The following is a 22,237-nucleotide window of genomic DNA, read 5'->3' as shown; positions in this document are numbered from 1 at the left end:
TTCTTGATAGTTGACCTTCATAAAATATCCCTTATTTTTCTGGCATTGTAGCACTTATTTGGCAAAATGGTATTATTAATGAAGTGTTTTAGGAGTCTTGAGAAGTTTTTTATTGTTAATTCTCTGATTAAGATTTCACCACCTTTGATTTTGACTTTGACCTTTTTTTTATATGTGGCAGCAATTTCTTGCACGGCAGAAGTCAGAGGAAATATTTGCTCGATTTCTGAAAATGGTAAAAAGGGATTAATAATTTCGTTTAAACGCTCATTTAGCATTTCAAAAATAGGTTGTCCTTGGTCAATTAACTGCTGATTTGTTTGTCGATCCAGACCGCAGGGAGTAGTAGATTCTTGGACTAAGGCATCTATAATATCAAAACCTTGGAGAAATAGTGATTCTAGTTCTACGTCAACTTTAATTTGAGGATAGTCTCTCAAAACTTCCAGACAATATTGCAAGTTTTTGGTAAAATTTTGGATAGTGTCTAAATCGACTACTTCTGCTCCTTCTTTGAGGGATAGAACTGAGCGAAGTATGTGATTAACTAAGTCGGTGTTTGGTAAATTTTGCAGGTTGAGTAATCCTTGTTCGATGGTAGTTAGGTGATCTTGAGCTCGATCGGCAAATTCATAAATAAATTGTTGTTTTTGGTTGATGTTCATGGGAATGTAGGTGGTTTACAAAAGAATGTTTTTTCAGCGAAGAAAGCGAGCGCTTTTGATAGTTCGCAAAGTATTACTGAATCTTGATTTAACCCCCCAACTCCAGATGGAACAAATACCTGAGAAGGTAAAAGAGCGCGACGAATCTTTGTAGTAAACGGTGCAATAATAGTATGAGGACTTACTGCATTAGCGGGATCGATCTGTAAGATGACAACAGGTCTGATACCAGCTTGCTCCGTACCAACTACCGGATTCAAATCGCATAACACGACATCTCCTCTTGTATATGTTGGATTTACTGATGAAGCTGCTACCATTGAATCTCTCCACGGGCTAAGTTTTCTTCGTAGGCTTCTAAATTCTTTAAATAATCAGAAAAGTCGGATTCAGTAAGCTGTGGTAATTCACTGTTGTATTTGAGGAGCAAAAAGTCAATGAAATCATTCACCTCTTGAACAAGTGACTCTGGCAGTTGGCTAATTTTAGCAATAGTTACATCATAAGCTGTCATGTTTTTACCTTATCCTCAACTTGAATAAATACTTGAATAAATAAATGCTCCTCAAATTATCCACCTATCTTTTTTAATGAGGGATTAACAGTATAAATTGAATGGCTAACTCTACTTAAACTCACAGAGATTCATTGAGTTGTTTCATATCCCCTTGCGGCTGCACTTGCTTGTGCAAACTAATTTTGTCGCCCACTTCATACCCCGAATAAAAACCCGCCGCGCTGCTGACTTGAGAATCTGTTCTCGTTCTAATTTTAACCCGTCGGCCCTCTAGATAATCGGCGATCGCCTGTTGATTTTTCTCAAACATCGATCGCACTACAATCCCTGGAGTCGCCGCCGCATCCCCCGAACCCGGAATCCCCGACTTTTCCATCTCCTGTTTTTGTTCCAACAATCTTTGTCTCAACCTCGTCGCGCATCCAACCCGAAAAGCATTCAGATACGCCAACCCCCTGCCGTTTCCTTTGCGGTATTTAGCCCTTTTTTCAATCGCAGAACTCAAATACTCGTACAGGTGTTTGCAAACAATCAGGTTTGTAGAAGTTCCCACCAAAAACATACTGCCATTATAAGTATTTCGCATTGCACTGCAACCGTTAGCGTCGGCAATTCCCGAAAGCAGCATCATTTTCCAAGTGACAAATTTCGATGTTGTTTCAACTGAGTCTTCCTCAATCTCTTCTTGGTGATTTGGCCCTAAATCCGCGAGGCTGAGATTGTACTGTGCCAGTAAAAGGGAAGCTTTTTCGGCCGCAGCAGTCGATTCGTTTTCATTTGATGAGGTGGCGAGGGCTAAAAGCTTTTTGATTCTTTCGACAATACTTGTGTCTGCCATTTTTCAATCGGTTTTAGGGTGAGAGTATGCGGTGGCAAGGATTTGGGTGAATTCCCATTTTAGTATAGCTGGGAATGTGCGATGTTTTTTGAGGAGGATTTTTTTGAACCGCAGAGGGCGCAGAGGGCGCAGAGAGAGAGAAATAAAGAAAGAAGTTTGCAACTGATGCGCGGATTGGTTACTCTTCGAGGACTTCCAGGACTGATTTGGGCAACAATTTATCTTTAAACCAGACTACTTTTGCTGGCACGTCTTTTACATTCACCCCGGCTTTTTCTAAATTCAGGCGTTCGGAAATAGCTAAAATCAGGTGATCGCATTCTGACTTCTGTACTTGGGCAAATTTCTTTTGCAAATACTCGGGCCGCCAATAGCCAACTATTTCTAATAAAAATACTCGCCCGTCGGGATGCACTAACCGAAAGTCGGGAATCATCACGCTACCTGGTATCGGAATTAAATCAACTTCTCGCTCTAGTTGCCACTCGGTTTTTGTGGAATTCCATCTTTCAGCAAATGCTGCTTCTAACATACTATCATAAGGCTTGCCAGGGGGATAGTGGCTGACTAAACCGCAGTCGGAATTTAGGGTAAATTTACCTGTTTTCAAAACGCCGCTAAAAGGGTCTTTTGTGTGCAGTGTCGAGTGCATACTCCATTTGGTGACGTGCAGCAGGGCGGGCAGCATTTTCGCCAGGGCTAAGCCGTAGCGGGTGCTGGGTTTGAATAAGCTTGTAGGGCCGTCTATTGTCAGTGTAAAACCGTGGTCTGCATCGCCTTCGATGTAAGTCATTAATTGAAATAGTTTCAGATAGCGGAATAAGAGTTTGTATTCTCCCGGATCGTTGCGGTGGGCGGTTAATTGGACTTGACTTGCTCGGTAAAATATGCCTTGAACTTGAGAAAGATTGTATTTGTGAAGCAAGTTTTCGGGTGTTGGTGGATTAAACTCAGTGAGGATTTTGTTTTCGTTTAAATCGGCGTATAAACCTGTAGTGATTTCGTGAGGAAAAACTTCTCTGTTTAACTCTTGGCTGAGTTCATTTGCTACTTTTTCCAGGGTTAATTGGGTGGATTGAGGGCTGGGAGTCTCACGCGCGGACAATGCAAAAACCCGCTGTCTCAACTCTGAGGGTTCTAGGGGACTGATGACTTCTAAGGTGCAGAAACCGCTTTTCAGCAGGTGCGCTAATCCCCGTTTCAGCCGATAATCGGGGCTGTCGCCTTCTAATTCTAGCAAGCGTCCGTCTAGTTCGCCTTGGGTTTTGCCGATCGACTCTTGGAAGCAGTCGATCGTTTCCTTAGCTGCTTCTAAGTTTTTAGCATCTATCTTGAGGCGTAGAGGAATAATTGATTCTCCGTTTTGGCGGTGACTTAATAAATCAGTGGGTAGCATTTGTTAACAAATATTTTATTTTTTGACCGCAGATGAACGCTGATTAACGCTGATGATGGGTATTTGTTTAGTTATACCGCTTTTGGAATCTTTGCTGTGGGAAGCTTTCAGGGCAAATAACCCATTTTTAACCGGTTTGTCGCTATAGGGCGGAAAAACTGGTTGACATTTTTGATTACATCGTTTAGTGTTAACCTAGAAAGTGTAAAAATCTAGGTGCTGTACAGTCATGGACTTTGAGGATATTCGTCAGTGGCAGGGAACTGCTGAGGCGATCGCCAAGGAACTTAAGCGCCAAATTGAGCAGCTTGGGTTGTCTGTGGAACCGCCTGCGGTGCGGACTGTCCGCCTGTGGAGATCGAAGCAGCTATTGTCGCAACCCAAAGGGCAAGAATTTAGATTTCGCCAGATTCTGGAGGGATTGGCAGTGGCGCTGCTGCTGAAGCGGGGCTGGACGCTGGCGGCGATCGCTCAAGTTTTACCGTCATTCCCGGACGCAACTTTGGAACAACAAATTCTTGCCGAGGCTGATGGTCAATACCCAACCTGGTTGCCACAAATGCAAACAACGACATTGCCATTACCCACAGGACACGCCAGCACGATCGATTTCGCTGAAGATACTGTTATATTGCTGGCCCAGGGAATTCTGCGACAATACACAAGAATTCTCAATCGAGACATCGTTCGCCAAGACGATAGTATGCCACCGGAACTTTATCGGGCTATGTGCAAGTTGGGTCGGCTGTATATCGAATCCGGACAAAGCGATCGCGCCGCTTGCGTGCATACTGTTTTGGAACGTGCTAGATATCCCCTCGATCGGTGGGGCTTAGATATCTTTTGTCACGCCGATTTTGACTCTAGTCAAGTAATTCTGATCGATCCAGACTTGCGAGTCCCGACCCCAGATTGTGCAGCAATTGCCAACAGTAAAGGTACTTTTGGCGAAGATAATATCATCGAACACCGCCTGTACCAACGGCTGCGCGAGGCAACTGAACGATTGGGAATTCGCCGCCAGCACAAAGCTTATACGGCTTTGCGATCGCTATTTGGCAGCCGATCGCTCATCGGAGAACACCAACTCTTAGACTACTTGCGTGACAACGATTTAACCCCTTTACAGGGAATGATTGTTGATACCTTTTTTGATAGCGTGCCGGATGTCTGGTTAATTGACGGACACGCTCATCGCTGCGCGTATTGCGGTACGCTGATGCGCCCCTATCGCGATCGAAAACTTTTTCCCGATGGGCGATGTCCGATTCGCCAATGCCTCGGTCACAACTCCTCAAAAGCAAAAGTTTCGGAGAAATTAGACCCAAACCAAGACCGCTTGCTCATTGCCCAGCCGCAAATTTTAACCTATTGGACTGGGCCGGCGATCGACGAATTAGCAATTTTTGAGGCAGCCATAAAAAACGGACTCGATGCCGAACTTTACCCAGAATCCGACCTGTGCGATGTCGCAATTAACAATCGCAAGATCGGCATCGATGCTAAGTCATACACCAGTCCTGTCACCCTTGCTTTGCGCCTCAACCGCACTGGCATCGGGGGGCTGGTTCACTACCGCCGCCGCATCATTGCCGTCAGCGACCAATTAATTGAGGAGCGGCCAGATTACCTCTCTACTTTCCAGTCTGCGATCGATAAAAAAGGCGAGCCTGCTACTCTCGAAATTCTGTCTGTTTCACAAGTCATACAGTTGTTAAAGAAAATCAAATATGAGAACTAAACCGGATTTCTGGACTGGGGTCGATCGCATTTGCTGGCTGTGTGTCTTGATGGCAGAATTTATTGAGACTAATTCCCTAGAATATGCCCCTTTAACGATATCGGGAATGGCGAGTATCATCAATGCACCCGCGTTGGCAAAAGCCCGCCAAGCCATTTTCAATATGCGCCTGATGTCGCTGGCTTACGTGACAGAACAGTCAGTGAAACACGCAGTTGCTATTTATAACGATCGCCACTACCGCAACAAAACTCAAGGAACCTATAAAATTAACTTAGAAACACTTCACTTTGAACGCACAGACCCCCTAGAAGACCCTTTAATTGCCCAAGCCCGTCAAATTCTGGGCCAGCCTTTGGCACACCAATTTTACAGCGCCACCTTTGCCGATCCCCGCCAGCAAATGGCCGTTGCTTTAGGTGAAGAAACAACAGCAGCGAGAGTGCCAATTGGACCGATCGCAGCCCCGCTTGCGCCGCGCCGCACCCATTCCCTCGATCGCTTGCCGAAAGCAAAAATCCGCATTCCCCTTGCGGAACTGTACGAGTTAGCAGTTGAGATGGATGAACGCGAAGCAAATCACCCTGAAAAAAGACAGGGTAACTGGGTAAAACGGTTTCAACATTTTGCGCTTAAAGTGCCAGAAATTGGCAAGGGTTTGCGGGAAGAAACAGTCATCGAATTAGAAGGCATCAAGCACTTAATTGGACTGCCCGGATCGGGCAAAACAACTTTGCTGGTATTAATAGCTGTATGGTTGGGAAAACGCGGTTATAAAGCGATGTTTGTCTTTCCCTCCATTGAAGTTTCTAGACAGTACATGGCAGAACTAGCATTTCATGAAATTAAAGTGGGAATGCTAGTCGGTCAAAGCGATGGAACTCGCCGCCGACACGCTGACAATATTGCCGAGGCGATCGCAGCATCAGGAGGAAATGGCGGCTTTGGCTATAGTTTGGAACAGGCAGAAGTTTTTGGCTTAAATTGCGTCTTACCTGCGTTTTCTACTGCTGATACTTCGATGTGGGAATTTGGTAAAGCACCCTGCAACGAAATTTTACAAAGCGGGGGCAAAAAAGGGCAAATGAAAAAGTATCTTTGTCCGGTTTGGACGATGTGCGGCCGCCACAAAGCACCCCGCGAGTTGCTAGATGCTGATATTTGGGTCGGTCACGTTCTTTCAATGGATACTGAAGTTCCACCTCATGCCATTCGCGATCGCATTCGTTATTTTGAATTAATTGCCCGGACATTCGATGTCGTAGTTTTTGACGAAGCAGATATGGTGCAATCCAATCTGGATGCTTACGGTGCAGCAACTTTAAAACTTTCCGGGGCGAAAGAATCTATCCATTTAGCCATTCAAGAGCAAATTCACAATCCTTTTGCTCGCGGAGAAAACTATCGATTGTTCGACCGCAATGTAGAACTTTACAGCCGCAATTTATCGGAATTTGGCGATCGCAATACATCATTAATTACTGCCGTTCAAAATATGCCCTCATCGCGAGTGAGCCAACGTTACGAGAATCAGTTATTAACCGTTCTGAGAATTGTCAGCGATTTGTTGGATGGCTATGAGAAAACTTCTAAACGCGATCGCCTCGACGAAGAGGAAGTCAAACAGGGATTTAGCAAAAGTCGAGCCTTAACTCAATTCTGGGAAACAGCAGCTTACCATGCTTTTTACGATCGCACTGGCATTGAACCGCACGATCGCCTCAACCTGGATTTCTGCGCTCAAAGCCTGGGAATCAACCCCGAAACCCTCAAACAGCAGTGGGAAACTCAGATTCTTTATTTTCGCCGTTATTTAGCGGAGAATCTGATCGAACGGCGCGACAAAATTGTCAAAGAAATTGCCGAATTGTTTTTGCCTTTGTGTTTTAAGGGTGGCACTACATCAGGCGAAGCTCAGGATACAATTACCTTACTTGTTTGCGTCACTTTCGTGATTTTAGGCTATCAGCGGATCGTACCGCAAACTAGAACAATGGTAGCAGAAGGACTGATTCGGGAACCGATTGTCGAATCAACGGCAACGCCGGAACTGCGACAACTGATTCCTGAGAATATTTTAGGGTCTTTTTCTGGGGTAAAATACAGTTTCCAATCGGCACAAACTACTCGAAGTCAAGCCCGAAATGTGGAACTGTCTTATATTATTTTTGTGGGCGCGCCTCGGATGTTAATGCACCGTTTTCATCAGTTATTTGAGGCAGATGGCCAACTGACAGGGCCGGCGGTTTTAATGACTTCAGCTACCTCATTTCTCGAAGCAAGTCCTGCTTATCACATTAACTCGGGGCCGGATTATCTGCTGAAACCGCGCCAAACCGAACACGATCCCAAAAAGAGCATCTACCGCTTCAAATGGCTGCCCGATCGCGAATCCCGCGATGAACCTCTCCGATATAGCGGTGCTGGCAACGATCGGCGCGATCGCAATTTAGAAAAAATGGTAGACGCACTGGTGCGGGGAGGCAATCAGAAATCGGAAATTTACAAATCAATCCGCAACTTTGACTTGCAACATGGTATTTACCGCAAAGCTGCCTTAATTGTTAACAGCTACGAACAAGCTCGGAACATTAAGAAATTTATCAACGATTATTATCCAGACATCGGCAAACGAACCAAAGCAGTTGTTAAGTTTCTCAAAAACGGAGAGCAACCTACTGATTTCGTCACAACGGCTCAGTGCGAGGCTTTAGGAGATGATGAAACTTGCGATATTATCATTTTTCCGCTGTTGGCGATCGGTAGAGGTGTGAATATTGTTTTCACCAAAGGAGATAGGAAACTCGATGCAGCCATTGGTACAATTTATTTCCTCACCCGTCCCCACCCCACGACTGACGATACGCAACTTTTGTACAGCCTAGCTGGAAAAGCTACCCAAGAATTTGACAGTCGAGTTTTTACTGAAGCCGAAGATTTGCCAGCAATTTCTAATGCTTGGAAACAGTCGCGAAAACAACTCTGGAAAACGGCGGATCGGCTGTTGCGCGAACCTCTAATGGCTAGCCGTTTGGGTGAAGATTTATTCAAACCGTTTACGGCAAATCAGATGGTGGGAATTTTGCAAACAATCGGGCGCGGGATGCGAAATGGGTGTCCGGTACAAGTTTACTTTGTCGATGCAGCTTGGGCTATTAAATCCACTGAAGATAAACCCGACTCCGGGCGGGACAGTATGCTTGTTCAGATGCGAATTATTTTAGAAGAATGCCTCAAGCATCCCGATTCAGTGATTCGAGAAATATATCAAGAACTTTACGGTGCATTTCTCTATCCCCTGCAACGCATTGAGGGCGTAGTTTACCCGCCAAGTTTACGGGATTCAGAAGGTTTGACAGAGGAAGAAGACGATTTTGAGGATTTTTCACCTTTATTGGAGATGTAACCATGAACCACGAATTTTTTGACGAAATTGAATTCGATGATGACGGCGGAGCCAAGGAAACTACTATTATTGGAGATGCAACCATGAACGACGAATTTTTTGACGAAATCGAATCCGATGATGACGAAGAAACTGAAGCAACTGTGGTTTCAGACACTCTTTACATTCCTCTTGCAAATAAGAGTCTGAAAGAAATTCCCCTAGCTTTTACTGTGCCCGATAATATCGAGCCAGTAACAGTCAAAGGCTTGACGCTAGCTTGGACAAAATCTGCTTTACATGAGCTTTCGACCATCCAAAAAGCTGCTTGCAAGAGCGATTCAGCTAGTAAAAATCTCCCTTATTCCTCGCTGCTAGGTTTGTTAGAAGTAGGACTTGACAGTGCAGCGCGGATTCAGTCAAATGTAGGTTTGAGTCTGTTTTCGTTGAATTCCAAAAGTGTAAAAGAGCCGGAACCATTTGCTTACTTAAATTCGGAAAGTACACAAGATATCCAGAAAGCGTTACGCCCAATTATTAACGAGTGGATAACAAATTTCCTAAAACCTTTTTCTGAAAAAGAAGATGGGCTATTGGAAGTGATCGACCGTTTGGAAGATTTGCACGATCGAAAGGAGTTGTTAACAATTACTCCGTCTGAGTCTCAAGTTTTACCTTGGAAATGGAATCAAAATACAGGAACTACAAAACACAGCAACAATTATGATTATCGCGTGTTAGTTGATTATGCAGCTCGTGCGATCGCGGGAAAAGAGATTTTTCAGGGGCTAGGAACAATGAAGCGCGTTATTTCCAGCAGCGGTAGCCTCACAACTGGAACGGCAGAATTGATTACCGATCCCATTACTCTACCCAAACACACAGGAAAATTCAGTCTGGTGGTACGCTTAGAAGTCATAACCTATCCTTCTTTGCACCAGCCTTTATTGAAGATAGATGTTTCCAAACGCCGCTGGTTAAGTGGGTTACAACCTGCACGCTATAACTCAGCAAATATTAGCGGCTTTGTCTTTTCTGATGATTATAGCGATCGCACCTTTCGCTACACGGTGCTTTCTAAGTCCGAAAAACAGGATAAAAATCAACAGGACAAAAAGAAAAATTGGTTTTGGGCGATCGATAAAGATTTTGAAGCATTGCGCGGCAAGCTAAAACTCCCGATGAAAACGCCTGATAATCAAAACATTGATGGTTCTCAAATTGCATTGGGTAAAGCTTCAACAGCAAGCTGTAAAGTAGTATTAACTTACCGCAACGGATTGCAAGAAGGGAAACATGGGATTAAGGTAGGCGTACCGGAGATTGATAAGTTAGAAGCTTTTGAAAAGATTGCCGAAATTCTCCAGCCTATGGGATTCAAAATTTTTGAAAGTTACTCGGAAGTGGAATTCAAGAAGGGTGAAGCTCACAATTTAAAAAAGAACCAAGCTGCTTCACGCATGATTAATCTGCCTACTATGTTAGGTGCTGCTTTAGAAATTATCGAAAAAAACGACTGTCCTGATTTTACTCCCAAATACCTAGAAAGATTTAAGGACGATGAGTTAAATAGCTTGCTGAATAAACACCTCGATTTTAGGTTAGAGAATATTTACCAAGGTAGAAAAGCCCTTGAATTGGTGTGTCAGGTAAAAGAACTCCAAGCTTTAATTCAGGCAAACCAAGAAGCTATGCGTCGGCTATATCCTAACGAAAAACTGTTGCTTGTTGTCTTTTACGAAGAACAATGTCAAACCGAATTAAAAATGCTCCAAGCGATGATTCGCGTTCTCTGGGGTGATACGATCGAACTCATGGCTAATCGTTTGCCAGCAAAGACTCACGGGCCCAAAGAGTCATTGCCCGGTGCAAATTTGACAGCAAAAGAGCGATCGCGCCACCGCATAGAAGCATGGGAGTCGATCGTCACAGACCTTGCTTTACGCAAACAGCGAACTTTTTGCCTCGTAATGGCGCGGGAATGGTATCCAGACAAGAAACATGACGATTCGGTGAATAAACCCTCCTCCCGTCAAGCACTGGCTACAATCGCCGGTTCTTGCGTGCAGTTTCTGCTACCGATTAAAAAAACTAAGGAGAAAGAACTTCTCCAACTTGGTGATTTTTCCCATCGAGTACAAGCTGCTCTAAAAGACTTACTTTCTGCTCATTCTGGCCGCATTGATGATGTCAAGGAAAAGGTTGACAAATGGCTCAAAGACACTCCAGTAGAAGCTAGACCAAAAGAAATTATCGGAATTACGATCGTCCGCAAACAGAAAGGTCGCGCTCGCGGTTTTATTGACAACACATTTTTGGCAATTGCTGTGCGCATCAAGGTGGAGACAGGCGAGTCTGAACTGTGTTGCGCCTATGAGAAGGGTAATAGTTTACAAATCAGTCCTTGGAGTAAGTTTTCGGATGCGATCGCCTTCATTTCCCAAATCTCCCCCGTGAAACTGGCTACTGACAAAAAGGGGCGTGAAATTAGTTTCATGAAATTTGTCAAGCAGATAATTTCCAATTCTGTAGACGAGGGAAATCAACCATTAGTGATGATTGATTCTTCCAACTGCGCGCAACTTTGGCGTTGGCTCGCCGATGCCAGGATGAATGCAAATCAGATTAATTTTGAAACCCAGTCTGGAAGCCCCTTGTACGAACACATGGAGCAAGAATGGAAAGGCGCGCGGCTGATTCGGATTCGCCAAGACCTCGCCCCTGGAATTATCGATAAAAAAGTCCGATATTTAACAGAAACTTCTCTGGAAGATACGCGGACAAAAAAAGAACTGACTTCAACGCTTGAAATTCCTTCAGCCTCTAGTGTAAAGGGATTATTTCGACTAAGTGCAACTAATCAAACGGGTTGTGTTGCTTATCTATCTGTAAGAAATGAAAAACCAGGTAAATTACGCGGTCAAAGTTGCTATCGGTCAACAAAAATTAACGTAGCTGCCAAAAAAGCTGATGATTCTCAAGACAAACTTTTAAATAATGCTGATTTAAAAGTTGACGAAGCTGCAAATATATCTGATGATTCTAAAGGCAAACTTTTAAATAAAGCTAAATTAAAAGTTGACCAAATCGCAAGCAAACCGCCGTTTTTGGGTCAGTGGACAACTCCCAATCCCCTTGAGATTGTTGTTACCTTGCGACAAGAAAATGACGATCCCGATCGCCTTGCTTCCCTTGTGGAATCTCTGCGCTATAGTTTCGGTCATTACAGCGACTGGTCGAGCTTACCGGCCACCCTGTTCTTCGAGCGTGTCGTACGAGATTACATCAGCGATTTTGCGATCGTCGAGGATGAAGAGACGGAAGAGGAATCTGACCTAGAACAAATGACTTAGACGGGACTTACGCAACGGGCGCACCGCAGACCAGCTGATAGATTTTGATTGACATTATATATTATTGTTTTTAGCATCTATCTTGAGGCGGAGAGGAATAATTGATTCTGCGTTTTGGCGGTGACTTAATAAATCAGTGGGTAGCATTTGTTAATAGTTTTTTATTTTAACGAACCGCGAAGGCGCAAAGAACGCGAAGGGAAGAGAGAGAAAGAAAGAGAGTGTTCAGAAATAGTTTAGGCTTGCTACCAGGGAATTTCATCATTGTCTTCTCCCCATTTTGCGGGTGATTCTGCTGCTTTTTTGGTTGTCTCTCGGTTGACTCCGTAAATGGGTGTCGGTTTGACAATTTCTAATTTCTGATATTCTGGCTTTGGCGGTTCTATTTGTGTTTGTGGTTGGGGTTTGTGAGGCTGCATTCCTCCTCGGCGGCGTTGGGATGTTCTTTCTTCGCTGGTGTCTTCGGTGACGACTTCGTAGAGAATTGCTAACTTGTTTGCATCGCTGCTTTTGCGGAGAACTCTACCCAATCGCTGAATGTATTCGCGTTCGCTGCCGGTTCCTGACAATATGATAGCAATTCTGGCGTCGGGAACGTCCACTCCTTCGTTGAGAACGTGGGAGGCGACGAGGGTTTTGTATTCGCCGCTGCGAAAGCGATCGAGGATTTCGTGGCGTTCTTTGACTGGGGTTTGGTGGGTAATTGTGGGGATGAGAAATTCTTGGGAAATTCGGTAAACTGTGGCGTTGTCTCCGGTGAAAATAAGGGTGCGCTGGGGAGAGTGTTCTGCTAGTAGTTTGGCTAAAATTCGCAGTTTTCCTTCGGTACAAAGGGCGATTTCTTTGGCTTGGCGGTGGGCTAGCATGGCGCGCCGTCCTAGGGGCGATCGCGCGCTTGCCATGATAAACTGTTTCCAACCATCCAGGCTGGATATTCTGATGTTCGACTGTTTTAAGAAGTCGTTGCGAAGGTTGATTAATTCGGCGTAGCGAGCTCCTTCTTCTTGTGACAGTTTTACCATGATTTGAACTATTTTATGGTCGGCTAAAGCATCGCCTGCCAAATCTTCGGGTCTTTTGCTAAATACTGTCGGGCCGATGAGAAAATGCAAATCGCTGTGGCGGTTATCTGTGCGATCGGGTGTGGCTGTCAGTCCCAGTCGAAAAGGCGCGATCGCATATTCGGAAATTACTCGATAAAAGTCAGTTGGCAAATGGTGGCATTCGTCAAAAACCAGCAAGCCGTATTTATTGCCCAAGGTTTCTGCATGAATACTTGCACTGTCGTAGGTTGCCACTAAAATTGGCGTTTTGTCCCGCGAACCTCCGCCCAACAATCCGATTTCGATGTCGGGAAAAGCTGCTTTTAAATTAGCATACCACTGGTGCATTAAGTCGAGAGTTGGTACTACAATTAATGTACTGCGACCAGTGATTTGCATGGCCAACTGTGCCAGATAAGTTTTGCCGGAAGCGGTGGGGAGGACCACGACTCCTTGGCTTCCTGCTTCCTGCCAAGCTGCGAGAGCCTGTTCTTGATGTGGGTAAGGCTGCATTTCCACGCTGGGTACGAGTTCGAGTAGTTCATATCCCCTAGCTTCGTCCGTGAAGTGAATGCACTCGGCTTGGAGGCATTCTACCAGCGGGCGGTAGTGAATCGCTCGAATGCGGTATTTTTCCACGCGATCGTCCCATGTCGCAAAGTCCACCCAGTCTCTGCCTTTGGGCGGCGGGTGTAGCAGCAGCGTTCCGCGATCGAATGTTAAGGTAGGTATCCGTGGCATTTGTTTTGAGACCCCCTGAGTGCAAGCCTGTTAAATTATAAGTGACCGATAAAATATATTGACAGCAGAGTGTCTATCAGCTATTATTTAATCACATTTATTAAACCCTAATGTATTTTAAACTAAAATAGGGTTAACTTAAAATTAAATAGTAATCCTTTCAGGATTTGTCAAAGTCAATATTTCTTTCTTTTCTCCTTTTAGACAGCATCAGGGATTCCTCTACAAAAAATCTCGTTCAAAAATCAAATAGGATTACCCTAGCATTTTTTGTAGCCGACCAAATTGCCCCCATGTCAAAAATGTCAAAAAAATGTAGTAGGTACTTTAGTCATTGCTTCTGAATTGGCCAAAAAACCTAGGTACTGACTACACAATGCTTGGTATTGATTAGATATTTTCCCCACGGCTTCGAGTTCAATTATCAGCGGAATAATATGTTTGATTTTGTAGAATATAAAAAAAGATTTTTAGAAGCGACGAAGGACTGGAATAACGAGAAGTGGAATAATTTTGATGACAATCCCTTCCTGCTTTCGGCCCCAATGCTTCAAGATTATCATGTTAAGAATTGTCGCTTTGTTGAACGTCGATTAAAGATATTGGAATATTTGCCGAAAGATGGTGTGGTGGCTGAGGTGGGAACTGAATACGGGCGCTTTGCGGAAAAAATTCTTGCTATTGCCAAGCCCAAAAAGCTGCATTTGATCGATTATAACTTTGATTTATTAAAAGTAGAAATCAGCAAACAACAAAAAAGTCGAGTTCAAGAAGGGATAGAAAATGGAACGGTAGAGCTTCACGAAGGGGATTCTTCGACAATTTTAAGGAGCTTTCCTGACGAGTATTTTGACTGGATATATATCGATGCCGACCACGCCTATCAAGGTGTATGCAAAGATATTGAGCAAGGTTACACAAAAATTAAAGCCGCAGGAATGATGGTTTTTAACGATTACACGAATTGGTCGGTATGCGAGTTGATGCCTTACGGTGTGGCGAAAGCAGTCAATGAGTTTTGTATTGCGAATAACTGGGAAATCGTATTTTTTGCCTTTCAGCCCCTAGGCTATCACGATGTTGCAATCAGGAAAAATACTGGGGGAACGGCACTGCGAATTCCGTTGGAGGAAGCCAATTCCGCATTGCAGAATTACCAATATCAAATTCAACAGCTACAGTTAGAGTTGGAACAAGCTAAAAAGACGATCGACTTGATGGAAAACGATCGATTTGGGAAATTGCGATCGATCTGGCGGAAAATCCAAGAAAAATTCTCCTAGCCCAGCCGGATTGCCAAATCTAAAATCTACAATGGTATTATCCCGTTGGGGATAGTTTTTAGGTTAGATTCGATCGACGTATGGCTGAGATTAGAGGTTATAGATGGAAATAGGCGTCCCCAAGGAAATCAAGGATTTGGAGTTTCGAGTCGGGCTTAGTCCCACAAGTGTCCGGGCTTGTTCGGACAAAGGTCACGCAGTTTTTGTCGAAACGAATGCTGGTGCTGGGGCCGGTTTCGCGGACGAGGACTACGTTGAAGCAGGGGCTAAGATTGTCTTAAATGCTTCAGATGTCTGGAAGCGCGAACTAATTGTTAAAGTTAAAGAACCGCTGCCTGCTGAGTATCCTCTGATGCAAAAAGAGCAGTTGCTGTTTACATATTTGCACTTGGCTGCCGATCGCACATTAACCGAGTATTTAATCAGCAGCGGAGTCCAGGCCATCGCCTACGAAACCGTCGAACTCCCGGACAGAAAATTGCCGCTGCTGACGCCGATGAGTATTATTGCAGGGCGTTTGGCCGTGCAGTTCGGAGCTCGGTTTCTGGAACGACAGCAAGGTGGCCGGGGCGTACTTTTGGGCGGCGTACCGGGTGTAAGACCGGGTAAAGTTGTGATTTTGGGCGGCGGCATCGTCGGCACAGAAGCAGCCAGAATTGCTGTAGGAATGGGCGCGAGAGTGCAGATATTAGACGTAAATGTCGATCGCTTAGCCTACTTGGAAACTCTGTTCGGTTCCCGAGTAGAATACCTCTACAGCAGTCCTTTGCAAATAGAAGCAGTTATCCCCGATACTGATTTGTTAATCGGTGCGGTTTTGGTCTTAGGGAAAAAAGCTCCAGTCCTGGTTTCTCGCGAATTTGTTGCGAAGATGCACCCCGGTTCTGTGATTGTTGACGTAGCCGTTGACCAAGGCGGCTGCGTGGAAACTTTGCGGGTAACTTCTCACACAAATCCTACTTATGTTGAGGAAGGAGTCGTGCATTACGGCGTGCCGAATATGCCCGGTGCCGTGCCTTGGACTGCGACTCAAGCTTTGAATAACAGCACTTTGCCTTATGTTTTGCAGTTGGCAAATAACGGGATTAAAGCTTTGGAAATGAATCCGAGTTTGGCGAAGGGATTGAACGTGCAGAATCACCGATTGGTGCATCCGGCCGTGCGCGAGGTTTTCCCCGATTTGGCCGATTAGATTCCCACTTTTTTTAAAGTAAGCTATCCCGCATCTAAATTGTCTTTGAGCGCGGGCGGGACGCCCCTTCCACAAGCAACTTGATGTTTTGTGGAAGGGGCCGGAGAGCCCGTTCCTAAGAAGGGCGCAAGATGTGAGTTACTACCAACCTTGTTGTAAAATTAGGGTTGATAGATTTGCCGGATTTCATCGAGGTTGTTGGCGGCTGGCATATAAGATGCGATCGCCTGCAAAACACCAACATCAGAAATTGCCGCAATTTCCTCAAGCAACAGCAACCCTTCATCGGGGAATTTCAGTCTTAAACCGAGTTCGATCGCCTGGATAAATGCTTGTTTAGTGCGCGCCTGTTCCTCCAGTAACTGAGCATCTTTTTGAGATAACTGAGCATCTTTTTGAGATAACTGAGCATCTTTTTGTGCAGCCAGTTCGTCGCCTGTAGGAATGGGTTCGCCACTAGCATAGCACCAGCGCAACCAAGTACCACCGACATTTTCAAATTCACCTTGCCACAGAGTTAGTCCCAAACCGACTTCGGGAAACCAAGCATCACTTTTGGGCACGTAAGATTGATTCTGCAATTCAAATACTCGCAGCGTACTCCCTTTCAACTCGCGTAGCGGATCGTACACGACATAATACGGGATTCGCATTCGAGCGTAATCAATTAACTTGCTGCCCAATTCGTTGCCCGGAGTTGGGGAAACAATTTCGATAGCAATTTCCGGAGGTTTGCCAAATTCCCAAAATAAATACGATCGCACTTGTTTTTCCCACCAATCCTCAGCACCAGTAATATTGACACTAAGAAACACATCCGGGGCGATTCCAGGTAGACGCACGCTGCTGAACAAACCGACATTTGCAGCCGCAATGAAGGGAACCGTAATACCTGTATCGCCACCGCTATATAAAACCGTTGTCAGCAGCCGCTGCTGTTTTTCGTTGATGAAGCTGTCCAAAGGAGTATCGTCTTCTAAAACTAAGTTGCTAATATCTGGCAACTGACTCGGATCGAGGATTAATGGCTCAGACATAGGTAGCCGACGTGATGAGAAATATCTGCCAAATCAATGCTAACAGAATGGGCATGGCATTGGACAATTTTAGATTTGAGATTTTAGATTTGAGATTGATTAGTAATTTTAATCGGAAATCCCAAATCGGATTGGGCATCAGGAATATTTTCTTCCTTCTTCCTTCGCGTTCTTAGCGCCTTCGCGGTTCATTTAATCTTACGACCTATTAGCGATCGTATAGTTTACTGTTGTTGTTGAATGATTAAACCACTCTTGATGCTTCAGACACAGAATCTCCAGAAGACAGAGAGGAATAATTCCGATGCCCATGGATTTGATATTACTCGCAGCCCAGAAAAAAAATAAATTCCCCAAAACACTTGACAGATTCGCGAAGTTATGGCAAAGTAGTAACTCGTGACCGATGCGGAACTGGCGGAATTGGTAGACGCGCATGATTCAGGTTCATGTGGTGCAAGCCTTCCGGGTTCAAGTCCCGGGTTCCGCATTCCAAAGGCAGAAGGAAGTTTGGGGTTAACCCGATACAGGCAATAACCCCATTCGCTCTGCTGAATAAAACAATGCTGACAAGTATTCAAAACCCCCTAGTTAAAGAAATTCGCAAGCTGCACAGCTCGAAGGGACGCAGGGAACAACAATTATTTTTACTCGAAGGGACGCACTTGCTCGAAGAAGCTTGCGCTGCCAAATACCCGCTAGCAACGGTTTGCTGCACTCCCGAATGGCTGGACCGGCACGGGGAACTTTGGCAGCAAGTTGGTAATTTAGCCGATCGCACAGAATTAGTAAGTGCAAAAGTGTTAGAGTCGATCGCCACTACAGTCCAACCAGACGGCATTGTCGCCACCGCACCCCGCACCGCCACAAATCCCGCAAAATTGTCAACTTTAGGAATAGCCCTAGAAACAATCCAAGATCCCGGCAACTTGGGGGCGATCGTCCGCACGGCTGCGGCTGCTAATGCCGACGGTTTGCTGCTGAGTGCAGACAGCGCCGATTTAGACCATCCCAAAGTGCTGCGCGCCTCCGCAGGAGCTTGGTTTAAACTGCCAATGGCAGTCAGTCCAGATTTAACCGCCGAAGTCTTGGCGTATAAAAATCGAGGAATGCAAATTTTAGCAACTGTCGCCGGGGCCAGTTTAAGTTATTGGGAAGTAGATTTGCGAGTGCCGACTCTGATAGTTTTGGGCAACGAAGGCTCTGGTTTGTCGGAAGAATTGAGGAGTTTGGCCGATCGACAAATCCAAATTCCCCTGAGTCGTGGCGTAGAATCTTTAAATGTGTCGATCGCCGGAGCCCTCATCTTGTACGAAGCTCAACGCCAAAGAACTGATTAGACTTATTGCATAAATTTTTGATTCATAGGGAAACCGCAGATAAACGCAGATAAACGCAGATTCATTTCCAGATAGGAGAGCGAATGCCTGCAATTCAAATCTCTTATTTAATTGTTAATTAATCCTTATCTGTAGGGCGGGTTCATCAATATGTGTAACTTCACATTTATAGTCTGGGAGGCACGGATGGCCTGAAATCGGGCTTTTTTAAGCAAAATACCTCGTTACAGCCCGCAGATTCCGTAAAAAGCCCGGTTTCTTGGGTCTAGAGTGCGATCGCCAACTGAAGCTGCCGGACATTTAAATTTTATTTTTCACTCTTTGCTGTGCCAACAGCGTTCCCTCCCCATCTACCCCTGTGCCCCTCTCCCCATCTCCCTCTGTGAGAGGTGGCCGATCTTGTTTATATTGATGCAAACTGTAAAGCTAGGAAAGCGGGTACCCTCGTACCAACATTCCTGGCTTACATGAAATAAATATGAAGAAATGTAGCCAACTGCTCTCACAAATGTTAAGATTCTTAACATAACGTAGTATTTTGCACACCCCAACCAAAACCTAACCTGAGACGGTGCTGACTGGGAGTAGTAGCTAGCTACCATAAAATTAAGCCTCTTTAAATGGAAGGAAAGCGCAAGTCCCCGCCCGCTTTCCTTCCCAGCTAAAGCTAGGGGTTTGCGACAACCGCAAACCTTTAGAGGCACAGATCCTCAGCGGGAAAAGCTCATGAAAACTCTTAAGTCCTCAGATACAGATTCTGTTCGCGCTTACTTGCGGGAAATCGGCCGCGTTCCCTTGTTGACCCATGAGCAAGAAATACTCTACGGGAAACAGGTACAGCGCTCAACCGCACTGCATCAGGAGAAAAATATTTTAGCCGAAGAGTTAGGCCGCGACCCGACGGCGGCTGAATGGGCACAGGCAGTTGGGCTGTCTGAGGCACAGTTGCAGCGGACGCTCGAGCACGGGGAAAGGGCAAAACGCCAAATGGTGGAAGCGAATCTCCGCCTAGTAGTGTCTGTTGCCAAAAAATATATCAAGCGCAATGTAGATTTACTGGATCTAATTCAGGAAGGCACGATCGGGATGCAGCGGGGAGTAGAAAAATTTGACCCGACTAAGGGTTACAGATTTTCTACTTATGCTTATTGGTGGATTCGTCAGGCAATTACTCGGGCAATCGCCGAAAAAGGCCGCACCATCCGCTTACCGATCCACATCACCGAAAAGCTCAACAAAATTAAAAAGGCTCAGCGTCAACTTGCTCAACAGCTTGGTCGTGCGGCCACGGCTGCTGAATTGGCATCAGAGCTAGAATTGACTCCCAAACAGATTCGCGAATATCTCGATCGCGCGCGCCTGCCACTTTCCCTGGACTTGCGCGTGGGAGACAATCAAGATACAGAGTTGGGCGATTTGTTGGAAGATACGGGTACTACGCCAGAAGATTTTGCGCTGCAATCTTCCCTGCGGACTGACTTAGACCACCTGATGGCGGAACTGACTCAGCAACAGCGAGAAGTGCTCGCCTTGCGGTTCGGTTTAGAAGACGGGCAAACCTTAACTTTGGCAAAAATAGGCGATCGTCTCAACATCAGTCGGGAACGAGTGCGGCAAATAGAACGGGAAGCTTTGACCAAACTCCGCAAGCGCAAGCAAGATATGAACGATTACCTAGCCAGCTAGGTACATTGGGGATTGGCGATCGGACATTTCGCCCACTCGCAATCCCCAATCTAAAATCGTAAAAACCGCCGCTTTTAATTCGGTTGTACCCACTTGGTTGTTACGACTGTCCTGCTACATTAGTAATTACTTAGTAATAAAGATCAGCAGCGATCGGATAAGGGTTATTTAATTTAACCGCCCGCGTCTAACATAACAAGCTGTCTCTGAAACGGAGGTACTCGTGAGCAACTCATCTAATAAATCCCCAGAATTCTTTGAAGAAGACGGAGAAAATACCAACTTATTATGGCAATACGTGCAGTCGATGGCTCCCGACACAGTTTCTCAGTTGTCTAAGCCGACTTCTCACGAAGTGTTTCAAGTAATGGAGCGAAATATTGTTGGACTTTTGGGGAATTTGCCTTCGGAACACTTCGGGGTGACAGTGACTACCAGTCGCGAACATTTGGGTAGATTGCTCGCCTCGGCTATGATTAGCGGTTATTTTCTGAAAAATGCCGAACAGCGAATGACTTTTGAAAAGTCCATACAAGCCAGTGAGAGACACGGCTCGGACGATTAGTAGATTCTTAACACTTAAGTGATCCAAGTGTCAAGCCCCCCCTCGCAAGATGGGGGCTTAATATTTTAGATTTTAGATTTTAGATTTTAGATTTTAGATTTTAGATTTTAGATTTTAGATTAAATAATAATTGAATAATTATTGATATTATTCTTAAATTCCCCATTCCCAATTCCCCATTCCCAATTCCCAATTCCTAATTAATATGTCTGTTTCTCCTTTAGCCCACAAAGTTATCGGCGTTGCTGCAATCTGGAACGATCGCCAACAAATTTTGATTGACAAGCGCCGACAACACGGACTGCACGGGGGTTTCTGGGAGTTTCCGGGCGGAAAAGTAGAGCCTGGGGAAACGATCGAAGCTTGCATAAAGCGGGAAATTATGGAGGAGTTGGGGATTGTCGTAGAAGTTGGCGATCGCCTGATTACAATTGACCACGACTACACTAAATTTACAGTTAGGCTCTACGTGCACCACTGCCGCTACGTCAGTGGGGAACCGCAAACGATCGAATGCGATGAAATTCGCTGGGTCACACTCGATGAAATTGACCAATTTACTTTTCCCCAGGCAAACGCACAGATTATCGCTGCACTGCGGAAAAGTTGAACTTTGACACTCCGGGCGCCTGAAGGCGCGAGGATTCTTGCTTGGGTCAGTCGAACTTATCTCTGTTTTGCTACCACTAATGACTAGAGCGAGTTCTGTCCCCAAGCGTTAATTTCGGCGTGCCCCACCGTATTTAAACTGATTCCTGCTTGCTTCAATCCTTTTTCCAAAATGTTAATCGCGGCCTTGCGGTCCCGATCTAATACCGCGCCACAACAACAAATATGGGTTATAGTTGATAGCGATTTTTTGACGATATTGCCACAGGCTGAACAATCTTGGGAAGTGTATTGAGGGGCGACAGCAATTACTGTTTTACCGTATATTTTCCCAAAATATTGCAACCCGAAGAGCCAATTGATCCCACGCTAATCGCTAATTGATTTGGCAAGCTTGTGGTTCTTAACCATATTCTTCACCTGAAGGTCGAGCTAGGACACAAAATCGCGCTTATTTTACCGCGCCGGGCGTCGTCTTAACGGCGAAGTCTTGGCGCTGCCTGCTGACATAAAGGTGTTTTCTTCCTAACTTGTTAATCGCTTTTTTACCATTGCAGGCATTTGACGGGGTTGTCACCCCGTTAGAAGCTCCACTTCAGCCTGAATTGCTAGTTTATCATTATTCTAAAAACGTCAAGGTAATCTTTTCCACAAACTAAGCAAATTTGTGAACTTAAACAGCGCCCTTTCCTAGTGATGGGTATAGCTGAATCTGAAGATTAATTTGTGGAGTACATTCTTCTGTATTATTCTGCAATATTATAGATAGTAATTAGGTAGTGCTTTTTTGTAAAGGACAGAGGAAAACAATCTATCTTATTATGCAATCCCCATTTTTTTTCTGAT

General features: G+C 45.1%; 18 protein-coding genes and 1 tRNA gene. 10 read left to right on the top strand and 9 right to left on the bottom strand.

Features of this window, described 5'->3' with window-relative positions:
- Positions 1-17: 17 nt before the first annotated feature.
- The 5 genes from QUB56_RS32745 to QUB56_RS32725 all read right to left on the bottom strand — a co-directional run bounded on the left by QUB56_RS32745 (position 18) and on the right by QUB56_RS32725 (position 3,416).
- Positions 18-665 carry a hypothetical protein gene (locus QUB56_RS32745; RefSeq protein WP_332960527.1) on the bottom strand — a complete coding sequence of 216 codons (648 nt, stop codon included), beginning with the start codon at positions 663-665 and terminating at the stop codon, positions 18-20.
- Positions 662-985: a type II toxin-antitoxin system PemK/MazF family toxin gene (locus tag QUB56_RS32740; protein WP_332960526.1), complete on the bottom strand. Its 324-nt coding sequence runs from the start codon at positions 983-985 to the stop codon at positions 662-664. Before QUB56_RS32740 ends, QUB56_RS32745 begins: the two co-directional genes overlap by 4 nt.
- Complete coding sequence (locus QUB56_RS32735; protein WP_332960525.1) at positions 979-1,179, bottom strand: DUF2281 domain-containing protein; 201 nt, start codon at positions 1,177-1,179, stop codon at positions 979-981. The genes QUB56_RS32740 and QUB56_RS32735 overlap by 7 nt, the downstream gene beginning before the upstream one ends.
- A gap of 121 nt (positions 1,180-1,300) precedes the next feature.
- The gene (locus QUB56_RS32730) at positions 1,301-2,020 is read right to left on the bottom strand and encodes a DUF2786 domain-containing protein (RefSeq protein WP_332960524.1); all 720 of its coding nucleotides are present in this window, start codon (positions 2,018-2,020) and stop codon (positions 1,301-1,303) included.
- A gap of 178 nt (positions 2,021-2,198) precedes the next feature.
- Positions 2,199-3,416, bottom strand: coding sequence for a DUF790 family protein (locus QUB56_RS32725; protein WP_332960523.1), 1,218 nt, complete (start codon positions 3,414-3,416; stop codon positions 2,199-2,201).
- Positions 3,417-3,645: 229 nt separating this feature from the next.
- Here QUB56_RS32725 and QUB56_RS32720 point away from each other — a divergent pair, with 229 nt between their 5' ends.
- Genes QUB56_RS32720 through QUB56_RS32710 form a run of 3 tightly spaced genes read left to right on the top strand, consistent with a single transcriptional unit; the run spans position 3,646 to position 11,895 of the window.
- The gene (locus QUB56_RS32720) at positions 3,646-5,157 is read left to right on the top strand and encodes a restriction endonuclease-related protein (protein WP_332960522.1); all 1,512 of its coding nucleotides are present in this window, start codon (positions 3,646-3,648) and stop codon (positions 5,155-5,157) included.
- The gene (locus tag QUB56_RS32715; RefSeq protein WP_332960521.1) at positions 5,147-8,563 is read left to right on the top strand and encodes a pPIWI_RE_Z domain-containing protein; all 3,417 of its coding nucleotides are present in this window, start codon (positions 5,147-5,149) and stop codon (positions 8,561-8,563) included. Before QUB56_RS32720 ends, QUB56_RS32715 begins: the two co-directional genes overlap by 11 nt.
- A 2-nt stretch (positions 8,564-8,565) precedes the next feature.
- Complete coding sequence (locus tag QUB56_RS32710; protein WP_332960520.1) at positions 8,566-11,895, top strand: RNaseH domain-containing protein; 3,330 nt, start codon at positions 8,566-8,568, stop codon at positions 11,893-11,895.
- 245 nt (positions 11,896-12,140) lie between these two features.
- Here QUB56_RS32710 and QUB56_RS32705 read toward each other — a convergent pair whose 3' ends face one another.
- The gene (locus QUB56_RS32705; protein ID WP_332960519.1) at positions 12,141-13,679 is read right to left on the bottom strand and encodes a DEAD/DEAH box helicase family protein; all 1,539 of its coding nucleotides are present in this window, start codon (positions 13,677-13,679) and stop codon (positions 12,141-12,143) included.
- Between the two features lie 437 nt (positions 13,680-14,116).
- Here QUB56_RS32705 and QUB56_RS32700 point away from each other — a divergent pair, with 437 nt between their 5' ends.
- Positions 14,117-14,962, top strand: a complete 846-nt coding sequence (locus tag QUB56_RS32700; protein ID WP_332960518.1) for a class I SAM-dependent methyltransferase — start codon at positions 14,117-14,119, stop codon at positions 14,960-14,962.
- A gap of 103 nt (positions 14,963-15,065) precedes the next feature.
- Positions 15,066-16,154 (top strand): alanine dehydrogenase, encoded by a 1,089-nt coding sequence (ald, locus tag QUB56_RS32695; RefSeq protein WP_332960517.1) that lies wholly within the window; start codon positions 15,066-15,068, stop codon positions 16,152-16,154.
- A gap of 161 nt (positions 16,155-16,315) precedes the next feature.
- Here ald and QUB56_RS32690 read toward each other — a convergent pair whose 3' ends face one another.
- A complete protein-coding gene (locus QUB56_RS32690; RefSeq protein WP_332960516.1) occupies positions 16,316-17,191 on the bottom strand; it encodes a Uma2 family endonuclease in 876 nt (291 codons plus the stop codon).
- Between the two features lie 408 nt (positions 17,192-17,599).
- On the opposite strand from QUB56_RS32690, the gene QUB56_RS32685 reads away from it, so the two are divergent.
- From QUB56_RS32685 to mutT, 5 genes are all read left to right on the top strand, one after another.
- Positions 17,600-17,681 (top strand) — tRNA-Leu (locus QUB56_RS32685).
- A 73-nt stretch (positions 17,682-17,754) separates the two neighbouring features.
- Entirely contained in the window at positions 17,755-18,531 is a 777-nt protein-coding gene (locus tag QUB56_RS32680; RefSeq protein WP_332960515.1) for an RNA methyltransferase, read from the top strand.
- 726 nt (positions 18,532-19,257) lie between these two features.
- A complete protein-coding gene (locus QUB56_RS32675; RefSeq protein WP_332960513.1) occupies positions 19,258-20,217 on the top strand; it encodes an RNA polymerase sigma factor, RpoD/SigA family in 960 nt (319 codons plus the stop codon).
- 223 nt (positions 20,218-20,440) lie between these two features.
- On the top strand, positions 20,441-20,782 hold the full coding sequence (locus QUB56_RS32670) for a DUF760 domain-containing protein (RefSeq protein WP_015174476.1): 342 nt from the start codon (positions 20,441-20,443) through the stop codon (positions 20,780-20,782).
- A gap of 205 nt (positions 20,783-20,987) precedes the next feature.
- The gene (gene mutT / locus QUB56_RS32665) at positions 20,988-21,392 is read left to right on the top strand and encodes an 8-oxo-dGTP diphosphatase MutT (RefSeq protein ID WP_332960512.1); all 405 of its coding nucleotides are present in this window, start codon (positions 20,988-20,990) and stop codon (positions 21,390-21,392) included.
- Positions 21,393-21,475: 83 nt separating this feature from the next.
- Here mutT and QUB56_RS32660 read toward each other — a convergent pair whose 3' ends face one another.
- Together QUB56_RS32660 and QUB56_RS32655 are read right to left on the bottom strand one after the other, a co-directional pair.
- Complete coding sequence (locus QUB56_RS32660; RefSeq protein ID WP_332960511.1) at positions 21,476-21,736, bottom strand: zinc ribbon domain-containing protein; 261 nt, start codon at positions 21,734-21,736, stop codon at positions 21,476-21,478.
- Between the two features lie 106 nt (positions 21,737-21,842).
- Entirely contained in the window at positions 21,843-21,968 is a 126-nt protein-coding gene (locus QUB56_RS32655; RefSeq protein WP_332960510.1) for a hypothetical protein, read from the bottom strand.
- Positions 21,969-22,237: the final 269 nt, after the last annotated feature.

This window comes from Microcoleus sp. AR_TQ3_B6 (assembly GCF_036702785.1).
GTDB lineage: Bacteria > Cyanobacteriota > Cyanobacteriia > Cyanobacteriales > Microcoleaceae > Microcoleus.
Note: the sequence above shows the minus strand (reverse complement) of the source record. Positions and strands in the feature narration are given on the sequence as shown.

Coding starts and splice junctions, on each gene's coding strand:
- QUB56_RS32745 (WP_332960527.1), bottom strand. CDS start 665: ATGAACATCAACCAAAAACAACAATTTATTTATGAATTTGCCGATCGA.
- QUB56_RS32740 (WP_332960526.1), bottom strand. CDS start 985: ATGGTAGCAGCTTCATCAGTAAATCCAACATATACAAGAGGAGATGTC.
- QUB56_RS32735 (WP_332960525.1), bottom strand. CDS start 1,179: ATGACAGCTTATGATGTAACTATTGCTAAAATTAGCCAACTGCCAGAG.
- QUB56_RS32730 (WP_332960524.1), bottom strand. CDS start 2,020: ATGGCAGACACAAGTATTGTCGAAAGAATCAAAAAGCTTTTAGCCCTC.
- QUB56_RS32725 (WP_332960523.1), bottom strand. CDS start 3,416: ATGCTACCCACTGATTTATTAAGTCACCGCCAAAACGGAGAATCAATT.
- QUB56_RS32720 (WP_332960522.1), top strand. CDS start 3,646: ATGGACTTTGAGGATATTCGTCAGTGGCAGGGAACTGCTGAGGCGATC.
- QUB56_RS32715 (WP_332960521.1), top strand. CDS start 5,147: ATGAGAACTAAACCGGATTTCTGGACTGGGGTCGATCGCATTTGCTGG.
- QUB56_RS32710 (WP_332960520.1), top strand. CDS start 8,566: ATGAACCACGAATTTTTTGACGAAATTGAATTCGATGATGACGGCGGA.
- QUB56_RS32705 (WP_332960519.1), bottom strand. CDS start 13,679: ATGCCACGGATACCTACCTTAACATTCGATCGCGGAACGCTGCTGCTA.
- QUB56_RS32700 (WP_332960518.1), top strand. CDS start 14,117: ATGTTTGATTTTGTAGAATATAAAAAAAGATTTTTAGAAGCGACGAAG.
- ald (WP_332960517.1), top strand. CDS start 15,066: ATGGAAATAGGCGTCCCCAAGGAAATCAAGGATTTGGAGTTTCGAGTC.
- QUB56_RS32690 (WP_332960516.1), bottom strand. CDS start 17,191: ATGTCTGAGCCATTAATCCTCGATCCGAGTCAGTTGCCAGATATTAGC.
- QUB56_RS32680 (WP_332960515.1), top strand. CDS start 17,755: ATGCTGACAAGTATTCAAAACCCCCTAGTTAAAGAAATTCGCAAGCTG.
- QUB56_RS32675 (WP_332960513.1), top strand. CDS start 19,258: ATGAAAACTCTTAAGTCCTCAGATACAGATTCTGTTCGCGCTTACTTG.
- mutT (WP_332960512.1), top strand. CDS start 20,988: ATGTCTGTTTCTCCTTTAGCCCACAAAGTTATCGGCGTTGCTGCAATC.